Origin of the sequence: Companilactobacillus suantsaicola (genome assembly GCF_004745525.1) — a bacterium.
Lineage (GTDB): Bacteria > Bacillota > Bacilli > Lactobacillales > Lactobacillaceae > Companilactobacillus > Companilactobacillus suantsaicola.
In genome coordinates this window covers 57,403-69,525 of record NZ_RKLY01000008.1, presented here as the reverse complement: position 1 = coordinate 69,525, position 12,123 = coordinate 57,403, and the positions used below count along the sequence as shown (strand labels likewise).

Here is a 12,123-nt window from a genome sequence, read left to right as displayed (position 1 = left end):
GGCATTTTGCCATCAACTCTATTTAGCGTACAACCGTTTTTTAATCCAAACCTTGTTCGGCTTGCTTTAGTTGAACTCTTTCACTGATCTTAATAAATGGTAAGTAGAAGAAAACACCAATTATGATAGTTAAGATTTGAACTAGAACAGCTTTCCAGTCACCAGCAGTAGCAAGGTAAGCTGATAGTAGTGGTGGCGTGGTCCATGGAACCATGACGACGACTCGATGGATAAAGCCAATTGCTGTAAAGAAGTAAGCAATTAAGATACCGATTACCGGTGTCAAAACGAATGGAATCATCATTGGGATGTTAAAGACGATTGGATAACCAAAGATGACAGGTTCGTTAATATTGAATAGTCCAGGAGCAATGGCTAGTTTAGCAAGTTCTTTCCCTGACTTTTGATGGGAGAATAAGAAAATAGCAATTAACAAGCAGATAGTTGAACCAGTACCCCCCATCATACCGAAGGTATCACGGAATGTATTTGTCAAAATGTATGGAGCTTCATGTCCAGCGGCAAATGCAGCAGTATTTTTATTCATATTGATCAAAAGTAAAGGATCAAGCAAAGTACCGTTGATAACTGTTTGGTGAATTCCCAATGTAAATAGGAAATTACCAACTGAGTAGATGAACAACATACCGAAGAGACTAGTATTAACTTTTCTTAATGGTTCTTGGATCAAAGTAGAAATTAAAGTGATTAGATCTGTATTCCCGAATACAGCTAGAAGAGCGGCAATCAATGCGAAAATACTTGCTGTTAAAATAGCGGGAATCAATGAGTTAAATGATGCGGAAACTGCAGGAGGAATATTATCTCCCAAATTAATTTGTAAATGTTTAACATTTGATAGCTTAATAAAAATTTCTGTAGCTAGTAAACCAACGATGATACCACCAAACATACCAGTAGTACCTAAGTTGTTGAATGACATTAAGCCGGAAACATCAACCGCTTTTTTAGCACCAGTAGGGATGACACTTAATGATAAAGGCATTGTCATAACTAAACTGGCTAATGAGATTATGGCAGCTGCGATTGGATTATCATAATTCTTATTTCTAGCCAGGCAAAAACCAATTGCGGGTGCAAGCATTAAACCGGCGATATTTAAGGTACCATTAGAAATCAGATTTCCCCAAACTTGGAGATTTGCTAAGGTAGTGCCACTAGCAATTTTTGGAAAGACAACGTTGTTAATTAAAACTCCGACACCAGCAAGAATGAATAGGGGCATGATGACAGCAAAGGCATCTCTTAGAGAACGAAGATGGACTTCTGCACCAATACGAGCTGATACGGCGGCAAATTTATCTAAAAATTTTTGTCCCTTACCTTTTGAGGCTTCCATTTTTTTCACTCCATTCTAAAGTATATTTCCATTAGATTTAATGACCTCTTTAAACCAATTGAAACTCTTCTTTGGAATACGTTTCATGTCACGTAGATCATGGTTTCCACGGTTTACGTAGACCATTCCATAACGTTTTTCCATATTTCCTTGTGAACTAGGAATATCGATCAATCCCCAACCAAGGTAACCCATAACATCAACGCCATCGATGCTAACAGCGTCTTTCATAGCTTGGATGTGATCGCGGTGATATTTGATACGATAGTCATCATTAATTGGATTTTTACCGTCCCAAGTTTCACTGACACCGATTCCGTTTTCAATTGGGAAAACAGGAAGATGTGTTTCATTTGAAATGGTTGTTAAAACAGTTCTGAATCCTAATGGATCGATTTGCCAATCCCATTCATTTGTTAATAGATATGGATTTGGTTTATGTCCTTCAATGCTGTAGAAGTTAGGGCAAGTGTTAATAGGAATTAATGTACTGTCGATTGTTGAAGTTGAATAATAGCTGAAACTAATAAAATCACTTGTCGTCTTTGAAATAACTTCCATTTCTTTTTCGTCTAAGATGTCATCAAGATTGTTCATCTTCATGTAGTGGACTACTTCATCAGAATATTTTCCTTCAGTAAATAATCTAATTAAATTGTTGTCAGCAAATTCTAGGAATTTACGTGTTGCGGCAACATCAGTTGGTAAAGCTGTTGCAGGATAAACTTCTTGATAGGCAAGCATGCCACCAATTTGTACATTTGGATAATTTTCATGAACTTCATTAGCAATAGCTGCATGACATAAGAAAACGTGTTGTTGAATTTGATAAAGGTCTCTAATTGAATTGTCACCTTTATAGCCACTGATTTTGAATGCTTCAGGAACACTGTAAAGATTTTGTTCATTGAAGGTGATCCAATATTTAACTCTGTCGCCAAATCTCTTTAGCATTTCTTTTCCATAACGGACAAAGGCATCTACTACGTGTTGACTAACGAATCCGTTATACTTTTCAGCCAAGTGAAGAGGCATATCGAAGTGGTACAAGCAAATCATTGGTTCAATATCATTTGCTAATAATTCATTGATCAAATCATCATAAAACTTGATTCCTTCTTCATTAAAATCACCATCACCGTCAGGATTAACACGGCTCCAAGAAATTTGGAATCTGTAACAATTCATACCCATTTCTTTCATCAGCTTAACGTCTTCGGGATAACGATGATATTCATCGATAGCAACTTTCCAGTCAGAAGCATCAGCAGTTGCTTTTCTGATATCGTAAACGGATTTACCCTTACCGCCTTCGTTTACGGCACCTTCGGTCTGCATACTAGAGGTAGAATTCCCCCACAAGAAATCTTTTCTTAATTCATTCATATAAATAAAATCCTCCTTTACAAAACGAATTGTACACGCTTTCACATAACTTGTAAACTCAAATTTATAAATTGGGTGTTAAAGTTTTCAAATCGAATAAAGATGGGTATTATTAACGTAATGAGAAAAATGAGGTTAATGCGTGATGTCAAGATATGAAGAAATCGCAAATGAAATAATAGAAAAAATTCGTGCTGGCATTTATAAATCTGGAAATCCTTTGCCTGACCAAAAAACTATGGCAAAGGAGTATGCGACAAGTAGAATGACGCTTCAAAAGTCACTCGCAATTTTGAAAACTCGTGGATATGTTTATAGTCAACAAGGAGCTGCAACTTATGTAAAAAGCAATGCTGACAGTATTGCTAATATGAGTATTGGCGTAGATCAGTACGTGGGAACGTCACAATTGATGGGTCAAGAGCATAAGGTTGTTAGCAAAATTATCAAGTTTGAGTTGAGATATCCTAACAAGGATGAGATGCGAGACTTACGAATCAAAGAAACTGATGCAATCTACAATATTAAAAGATTGAGGTTAGTTGACGGAAATCCATATGCGTTGGAATACACTAAAATGCCGGTTAATGTTATTCCAGGCGTTAATGAGAAAGTTTTACATAGTTCGATTTATGGTTATATCCAAAGTGAATTAAAATTGACTATTGGTGCAGCCGATAGAACTATTAATGCTGAGAAACCTTCAGCGGACGATTTAAAATATTTGAAAGCCAAGACAGGTGAACCAATTTTAAATGTTAGACAAGTAGTTTATTTGGATGATGGAACACCATTTGAAAGTTCTTCAACTGACCGGCCATATAATACTGGTGGATATCGAGTTTTCTTGTCTCACAAAGCAGATTTATAAATGAAATTAAAAAATTCAAGGGATGTAATAATTCCTTGAATTTTTTTGTATCTAAGAATTTCTTATTTTAACCTTAATCAATCATCAAGACCCCAGTACTGTTGCGATGCTATAACTTAACTATGCTTTTAAGCAGGAAGAAAAAATGGCAATAGAGGTGAACTCTTGGCAACTACAACTAAGAAAAAGAAAAAATATTTATATGAAGTGGATTTAATGCGAGTTCTCTTTATTGGTGGCGTGCTGTTGAATCATACAACAACCGCTTTTAAAAACAACGTTGGCGACGGTACAGGTAGTCAACTATTTATCGAAGCGACTCACTTGATGCTTCACTTTACGAGAATGGGTTTCATGTTCATGACGGGACTCGTTTTAGTTTTAAATTACTACAATCGTGATAATCATTGGTTAGGCTTTTGGAAAAAACGTTATATCAGTGTAGGGATTCCTTATATTGGTTGGAATGCGATTCTGTTATGGTTCTCAACCATCACGGCGGGTGTCGCTATCAGTTGGCCTAATTATTTTCAAAATTTATATGATGCCATAATTCATGGGAATAAGTATTACATGTACTACATTCTGGTCACGTTCCAGCTGTACTTACTTTTCCCACTAATAGTTTATATGTTTAAGAAATTGCCAAATCACCACGTTGCCATTTTGGTTGCGAGTGCTTTGATTCAACTATTACTAGTTATTGGCATCAAATATTGGTTACCAGGTGTCGACCGTAGTGGTTGGTGGTATCTCTTCAGAGCCTATGGAATGAATGTTTTAGTTTATCAATTCTACTTCATTGCCGGAGCATTTGTTGCTATCCACTATGATCAAGTCGATAAATTTATTGAAAAAAACCATCGGGTGATTGGTTGGTCAACACTTGTTTTAGCAATTGGAACAGTACTTGTTTTCTTCGGAAATCAATACGTTTTAAAACTAAGTATGAGTGCGACTCAATCGATTCACCAACCATTCATTTTTATCTATGATACGTTCATGATCGTCTTTGTTTTCTGGATTGGTCGACAATACGCCCATGCTAGACAAAAGAATCTACCAGCTTGGTTAGATAAAACAATTCACAACTTGGCCAAAGTATCCTTCGGGATTTACTTGGTTCAAACGATTCCAATCGCAATCTTGTATGGAATTTTGAGCATTATCAATGTGCCATCATTCGTGATGCTACTAATGTTGCCACTTGGATATGCCTTTGTCCTTGGTGGAGCCTTCTTGATTTCTTGGTTCTGCTACAAGGTTCCTCCGTTTGGAGTTTTGATTGGACGTCCGCAATGGCACCTAACAAAAGGAGCAAAAAAATATGTCAGAAATAACTCAACAATTAAACAAGCAGTTAAAGAATAACTTAAATGAAAAAATTATTAAGGATGAAGCACTAGATCAGTGGTTCACCGGTAGTCAAATTCGTGGTGATATCAGGATTTTGAAGGATACTTTAATCGATCTTCACATCGGATTAGGTGATGTCGTATTAGTTTGCCTGAAGAATTCAGCGGTTTATCCAGTGTTAACTCAGGCGCTCTGGGAAGTGGGGGCCGTCGTGCATCCAATCGCCGCTACAACGCCAGAAAAAGAATTACAACAAGAACTAGCTGAACACGACTATGCAGCTTCAATCGTCGGTGAGAACTTGGTTGATGCTGTTTTGGATGACCACATGGCAATTGTAACGGCGTTACATTTAGAAACTTATTCTATTTTACACGTTATTCGTTATCGAGATTTGATGGGTCATGACGCCGCTACACCAGCAGAAGACGATTTAGCCTTGATCATGAACACGTCTGGAACCACTGGAAAACCCAAACGAGTTGGCTTGACACATCGGATTTTGAAAAATGCGGTCGAACATGATATTGAAAGCCATAGATTGACTGCCAGTGATACGACTTTGGTCGTTATGCCGATGTTTCATATCAATGCTCAAGCTATCGTCATATTGGCAACTCGTTTATCGGGTGGAAAAATTGTCGTCGCTGAAAAATTCAGTGCTTCTAAGTTTTGGAATCAGATTCGAACAAACGGTGTTACTTGGGTTTCCGTGGTACCAACGATTGTTAATATCTTATTGATTAATCAAAAAGCTTTGCAGGCTTATGATACGGATATCCAATTACGCTTTGTCAGATGCTCTTCATTTGCTTTACCACTTGATAAACTAACTGAATTTCAAACGAAATTTCATACTCAAATCCTTGAAGGGTATGGGATGACGGAAACTGCTAGTCAATGTACGATCAATCCTTTCGGTGCTCAAAAGGTTGGTTCAGCCGGAAAAGCTTTTAAGACTAATGTTGCTATCATGAACGATGGCCAAGTAGTTGAGAAACCTAATCAGTTAGGTGAGATCGTTGTTTCCGGTGATCACGTTATTAGCGATTACTTAGATCCACATCCGGATTCTTTTAAGGATGGTTGGTTTTTAACTGGCGATTTGGGATATATCGATGAAGACGGATATTTATTCGTTAAAGGTCGTAAAAAGGACATTATCAATCACGGTGGTGAAAAAGTTGCGCCGGCACAAGTTGAGAATGCCCTCAGCCAATTAAATTTTGTCAAAGAGGTCTCAGTCATTGGAACACCTGATAACTTGTATGGAGAAGCAGTGACAGCTGTAGTGATCACTCGCGGTCAACAATCTAAAGAACTAGAACGTCAAAAAATTATCGCTCACGCCAAAGCTACTTTAGCTGGTTATGAACAACCAACGCGAATTGTCTTCGTTAAAGATTATCCGCGTAACGCTACAGGAAAAGTGATTCGCTTAAAATTACGTGAGCAAGTTATGTCAAACTTAGTGGGTAAATTCGCATGAATAAACGAAAAAGAAAATTTAAAAAGCTCTTAATCAGTGTGGTCCTATTCTTCTGGGCCGTTGTAGCGTTATATGGATTTAAGCAAACTGATGCCGGTAGTTCGTCTTCAAGTTTAGAAACGGTCACGATCGGTTATCAAAAAGGTGATCCATTTGATATTGCTAAACAGCGTGGTGAATTCGTTAAGAAGATGAAAGCTAAAGGTTACAATGTTGTCTTTAAACAGTTCCAAGACGGAAGTGCTTTGATGCAAGCCTTGAAAGCTGGTAGTGTCGATTATGCTAGAACTGGTGATACACCACCGGTATTCGCACTTTCGACAGGTACAAAATTGACTTATATTGCTGGTAGCACTTCAAAAGCTAAGGGCTCAGGTATTTTAGTAAGTAAATCTTCAAATATTTCTTCAATTAAAGATTTGAAGGGGAAGAAGATTGCCTATACTAAAGGAACTAGTTCTCAATATATGGTTTTAGCCGCATTGAAAAAAGCTGGCTTGAGTACTGATGATGTAACGTTGGTCAATATGGATCAATCAAGTGCCAGCGTCGCCTTCTCAAAGGGGAAAGTTGATGCTTGGGCAAGTTGGGATCCATATACGGCACAAGCAGAAATCAATCAAAATGCTAAATTGTTAGTTAATGGTTCAGGTATTACCAATAATCGTGATTATATTCTAGCATTACAAAGTTATGCCAAAGAAAATACTGAAGTATCGAAGTATTTAGTTAAGTATCTACAAGAAGATATGGAATGGGCTAATAATAATCAGAGTGAATTAGTAACAATGATGAGCAAGTCTCTAAATGTTTCTAAGAGCGTGGTTAAAAAATTAGTCAGCCGTCGTAGCTTTGGTATTTATACAATGAGTTCTAAATATGTAAAGGAAGAGCAAAAGATTGCGGACCTCTTCTATGAAGAAGGATTCATCGAGAAAAAAGTTACAGTTAGTGACTCTGGTGATTATGATTAAATATAAAAAGGACGATTTGATCGTCCTTTTTTGTTGCCCGTAAAGTATCGTTATAACGACGAAATTGCTTTAGAGGATAAACGCAACCGCCAGCTTCTAGGCAAAGGAGCTCGTTTCCTATAAAATCATAATTAATCAAGGGGGGATTTATTATGAGGATTGGAACGAAACTGCAACAACAACGTAAATTACATAATATGTCACAAGCAGATCTAGCTAAAAAACTGAATATTTCCCGTCAATCAATATCGAAGTGGGAGAATGGACTGAGCTTGCCAAGTTTTAGTAATGTTGTCGCAATTAGTGACTTGTTTCAGATTTCTTTAGATGAATTGATTCGGGGGGATGATGAATTGATGAATAAGTTTGCAGAAGATAAGATTAAGTTCTCCAAACTGGAATGGATCTATACTTTGGGACTGCTCTTAGTGGTAGTTGGTTTGTTCATTATTTATGGACGAGGTATTTCTATTGTTACAGTGGAAGACTGGTTGACTTTGACTGGAGTTGTTTCTTTGGTGGGGTTCTTGAAGTGTGTTAAGTGGCAAGGGATTAATAAGTGGGGGATTGTTTTTGGAGTTATTTTAGTGGTTTCAGTGGTCGTTCCTTACGTTTTGCATGAAGTGCCGGATATTGTTGAAGGGATGCGTGAGGCTAGTCTGGGTATTTAAAAAGAGCTACTTACCGGTGGGGTTAGTAGCTCTTTTTGTATATAGCGGATAACCAAAGTGCTTAGTTTGATCGTAAACGGGTTACACAGGGGCAACTCCCTCCGAGATAACAAAATTTCCCAAATCACTCGCAAAGTTCGGCGTGCAATTTGGGAAATTACGTTATCCTCCGGGAGCTGACCGCCCCTGCTTCACCCTCTAATCGTAAACGGGTTGCGCAAGCCAGGAGTCAACATATAGCTACGCTTCCCAAATCACCCGCAAAATTCGGCGGGCAATTCGTGAAGCTAGGCTATCTGTCGCCTCCTAAGCGGGCTTGCTCCACCCTCTAATCATCGTCATCATCTGAGAAGTCCAACATCGGTATTGTCATTGGTGGGAAGCCGCTGGCTGTCACCATCATTGAAGCCATGGGGCGTAGATAGGACAACAGGATGCTGGCGGCGTCTGTTTGAAGGATTTGATAAGCTTCACCTTCAGGGACGGCACTATCTACTTTGAAGAAAGCTAGAATCTTCATGTTGATCTTATAGGGTGCGTCCGAGTTATCAGGATTAATAAAGACGCTTAAATAGACTGGGATTGGTTCTTGCCAATTGATTTCTAATTCGTCGGGCATTTCTACCAAGGTGCTGATATCAACGTCGTCGAAGTCATTGTCAAAGTCGAATTGTTCGTTGACATTGAATTCAAACGTTAGAATAGTTGGATCATCAAATTGCAAATACTTATTCGTTGTATTCATGATTTTTCTCCAGTCATTTTTTCTAATATTAGCACTCTCAAGAAAAAAAGACACGCTAATTATCACGGACCCAAATATGTTTTAATTACATCAAGAAAAACTTAAAAAGCCGTACTAATGATTTTTTTGTTTTCATTAGTACGGCTTTTTTGTAAGTAAATTAAGCTGTTTGCATTTGAGCTTCTTTTTCTCCTAAAATCTCACCGAGAACACGATCAGCTACGATACCGATTTGACCGGCGTTACGTTTCTTAGGACAAGTTTCTTCGTAATAGTTAGTTGAATTCTTCATCACGACGATACGATCTGCCATTCTAGCAGCTTCTTCTACGTCATGGGTTACTAAGATAGTTGTTAAATTCTGCTTTTCACAGACAGAGAGGATTAGGTCTTGCATTTTTCTTCTAGTCAAAGCATCCAAAGCTCCTAATGGCTCGTCTAAAAGTAGGACTTCTGGATTAGTCATCAAAGCACGGGCTAAAGCGACTCTTTGTTTTTGACCACCGGATAATTGGTTGGGGAAGTGGTCGGCGTAATCGCCTAATTCAACTAATTCCAAGAGTTCTTGAGCATGCGCTTTAGTATTTTTATCTTTAGAACCAAAGGATAAATTGTCTAAAACGTTCATCCAGGGAAGTAGTCGATCTTCTTGGAACATCATTCGCATAATGGATTTGGAGTTGTCACCATTGACTTTGATTGAACCGGTTGTTGGTTTTTCAAGGCCAGCGATCAGTCTTAGTAGGGTACTTTTACCGCCACCACTCATACCGACTAAGGCGATGAATTCACCTTTTTTAATATCGAGTGAGACATTTTGTAAGGCGGTTAAATCTTGATACATTTTATTAACATTTTTAACTTGGATCATTTCTTCTGTCATTAAACATTACTCCTTCCAGTTGTTTGCCATTCGAGTAGGAGACTTTCAAAACTCTTGGCGACGAGATCAGAAATTTTACCGAGCACCGCATAGACGACGATACATAGAATCACGGTTTCCATATCCATGAAATCTTCGGCGTTATTGGCCATATAACCGATACCGGAACTAGCGGAAATTGTTTCAGCGACGATCAAAGTTGTCCACATCACACCTAAAGCGTAACGGATACCGACGAGAATTTGGGGAAGTGCGGCCGGGAAAATAATTTTGAAAAACATTTGGCGTTTAGATAATTCGTAGGATTCACCCATTTCAATCAAGTCAGGGTCGACGGAACTGATACCGTGGAAAGTGTTGATATAAACGGGGAACATTGTTCCGATAGCCACCAAAGAGATCTTGGCTGACTCATTGATACCTAACCACAAAATAATTAAGGGAATAAGGGCTAAATGGGGGATGTTACGAAACATTTGAATTGATGAATCAAATAATAGTCGACAAGTTTTGGACATTCCGTTGATGAAACCGAGGATAAAGCCGATTCCTCCACCAATCAAGAGTCCTAAAGTTGCCCGGTAAAGACTGATACTAAGGTTTTTTGGTAATTCTCCTGATTGGGTCAACTCGATTCCGTCTTGTAGAACTGCCAATGGCGATGGCAAAACGGAACTGGATAACCAACCCAAAGAACTAGCAACTTGCCAAAATAACACAAGGATAATTGGTATTAAAAAAGGTAAGAGCTTCGTTACGGGCAAACGTAACGCCTTTTTCTTTGGTAAAGCTACAGAATTTTGCATCGGCTAAGCCTCCTTTAATTGTTGAGTTACTTCTTGAGCTAGAAGTGTTCGTTGAATTTTACCAGTCGCATTTTTAGGTAGTTGGTCACTAAAAATGTACTTAGTTGGACGTTCAACTGGTAGTAATTGCTCATTTGCTAATTCGTTCAACAATGCAAGTTGGTGTCGATGGTCGCGGCTGATTTCGTTAGGGACGATCACAGCTGTTACAGTTTCACCATAGATTTTATCGGGAGTTCCAACAACGGCCATTTCTCGAACAAATTTCAAGACGTTCAAACAATCTTCGACGGCCAGTGGATTGACGTTTTCTCCACCACGGATAATCATTTCCTTACTACGACCAGAAATTGTTAAATAACCATTTTCGTCGATTGAACCAAGGTCGCCGGTTAGAAGGTATCCGTCATAGAAAGCCTCTGGTTGCGGATCAAGATAGTGAGTAATTACACTGTCACCTTTGATGGCAATTTCGCCGACAGTATTTAAAGCAACTTCATGATGTTCACTATCGAGAATCTTCATTTCAGTACCAACTGGTTTTCCGACAGTATTTTGAATTGGCTTTTCAAGCGGATTTTGAGCAATTTGGCTGGCAGCCTCGGTCATACCGTAACTTTCGATTAAAGGAACACTGAAGCGGCGGTTGAATTCCTCGTGAGTGCTAGGTAAAAGTGGAGCGGAAGCTGTTCGTAGGAAACGCAAATTATTGTCGGTTGTGGGTTGTTCATCACGCTGTAATAAAATTGCGATGATGGCTGGGGTGAGTGACACCCAACTTACCATTTCACTACTGACTTCTTTCCAAAAGAGGTGAGCACTAAACTTTGGTCTAAAGAGCAATTGTCCATGTGAGACGCGAGTGGCCAAGTTGGAGATGACCATGGCGTTGATGTGGAACATTGGCATCAAGATGAATGTCGAGTCGTCACTAGTTAAGTTTTGACTCTCAACCACGTGGAATGCTCCGGCCAAAAGTTGTTTGTGAGTCAGACCGACCCGTTTTGGTTTGCCAGTTGTTCCAGAAGTGTGCATGATTACGGCCAATTGTGAATCGATCGGCTTTTCAGGCAGGTGGGCAATATGTTTGTTCCGAATGAAGATTTGAACTTCAGGTTCGTGCAAAGTTGTCAATCGCGGTTGATTAGTAAAAGTGTCACTAAGAACAGTCAACTCTTGAACTTCACTGTTTAAAACAATTGCGGCGTAATGGTATTGATCTTCCAATTCACTAATTTGAATTTCCGTAGTAGCCGGATTGATCGGGTGAACGATAGCACCAATTTCCCAGAGACTTTGAGTAACTAAGGAATAAGTAACCGAATTAGTAAGAGCCACCAAAACCACATCGTTGTGACCAATACCCTTGTTTTCCCAATAGTTTTTCCAAACAGTTTCCTCTAAGTTAAGTTCACTACCGGTATACCAATGTTGTTTAGCGTCCTGCATAAGAGAACGATTTGCGCCGTTAAGAAGTTGTTGTTTTAATCTATCTGTAAGTTCTGACATATCACCAAGACCTTTCATGTGTTTGATTGAATAAACCTAGTTTACAAGCAAGAAGGAAATGGGACTACTGGGG

Annotated in this window: 11 protein-coding genes; 5 read left to right on the top strand and 6 right to left on the bottom strand. The window is 38.8% G+C overall.

All coding sequences use genetic code 11. The features are described 5' to 3' along the window. Positions 1-40 precede the first annotated feature (40 nt). A complete protein-coding gene (locus EGT49_RS04580) occupies positions 41-1,360 on the bottom strand; it encodes a PTS sugar transporter subunit IIC (RefSeq protein WP_135371966.1) in 1,320 nt (439 codons plus the stop codon). A gap of 15 nt (positions 1,361-1,375) precedes the next feature. Further along, positions 1,376-2,746 carry a glycoside hydrolase family 1 protein gene (locus EGT49_RS04575; RefSeq protein ID WP_135371964.1) on the bottom strand — a complete coding sequence of 457 codons (1,371 nt, stop codon included), beginning with the start codon at positions 2,744-2,746 and terminating at the stop codon, positions 1,376-1,378. A gap of 145 nt (positions 2,747-2,891) precedes the next feature. On the opposite strand from EGT49_RS04575, the gene EGT49_RS04570 reads away from it, so the two are divergent. From EGT49_RS04570 to EGT49_RS04550, 5 genes are all read left to right on the top strand, one after another. Then, positions 2,892-3,617 (top strand): GntR family transcriptional regulator, encoded by a 726-nt coding sequence (locus EGT49_RS04570; RefSeq protein WP_135371962.1) that lies wholly within the window; start codon positions 2,892-2,894, stop codon positions 3,615-3,617. A gap of 165 nt (positions 3,618-3,782) precedes the next feature. After that, positions 3,783-4,988 (top strand): acyltransferase, encoded by a 1,206-nt coding sequence (locus EGT49_RS04565; protein ID WP_246013798.1) that lies wholly within the window; start codon positions 3,783-3,785, stop codon positions 4,986-4,988. Further along, entirely contained in the window at positions 4,945-6,462 is a 1,518-nt protein-coding gene (locus EGT49_RS04560) for an AMP-binding protein (RefSeq protein WP_135371960.1), read from the top strand. Before EGT49_RS04565 ends, EGT49_RS04560 begins: the two co-directional genes overlap by 44 nt. Further along, complete coding sequence (locus EGT49_RS04555; protein WP_135371958.1) at positions 6,459-7,436, top strand: aliphatic sulfonate ABC transporter substrate-binding protein; 978 nt, start codon at positions 6,459-6,461, stop codon at positions 7,434-7,436. The genes EGT49_RS04560 and EGT49_RS04555 overlap by 4 nt, the downstream gene beginning before the upstream one ends. Positions 7,437-7,588: 152 nt before the next feature. Beyond that, positions 7,589-8,107, top strand: a complete 519-nt coding sequence (locus EGT49_RS04550; RefSeq protein WP_135371956.1) for a helix-turn-helix domain-containing protein — start codon at positions 7,589-7,591, stop codon at positions 8,105-8,107. Positions 8,108-8,435: 328 nt separating this feature from the next. Here the strand turns inward: EGT49_RS04550 and EGT49_RS04545 are convergent, their stop codons facing one another. The 4 genes from EGT49_RS04545 to EGT49_RS04530 form a co-directional block, all read right to left on the bottom strand. Further along, positions 8,436-8,852 (bottom strand): protein-export chaperone SecB, encoded by a 417-nt coding sequence (locus EGT49_RS04545; protein WP_135371954.1) that lies wholly within the window; start codon positions 8,850-8,852, stop codon positions 8,436-8,438. 160 nt (positions 8,853-9,012) lie between these two features. After that, positions 9,013-9,735, bottom strand: a complete 723-nt coding sequence (locus EGT49_RS04540) for an ABC transporter ATP-binding protein (protein ID WP_135371952.1) — start codon at positions 9,733-9,735, stop codon at positions 9,013-9,015. Beyond that, complete coding sequence (locus EGT49_RS04535) at positions 9,735-10,541, bottom strand: ABC transporter permease subunit (RefSeq protein WP_135371950.1); 807 nt, start codon at positions 10,539-10,541, stop codon at positions 9,735-9,737. The genes EGT49_RS04540 and EGT49_RS04535 overlap by 1 nt, the downstream gene beginning before the upstream one ends. A gap of 3 nt (positions 10,542-10,544) precedes the next feature. Next, positions 10,545-12,050 (bottom strand): AMP-binding protein, encoded by a 1,506-nt coding sequence (locus EGT49_RS04530; protein WP_135371948.1) that lies wholly within the window; start codon positions 12,048-12,050, stop codon positions 10,545-10,547. Positions 12,051-12,123 lie beyond the last annotated feature (73 nt).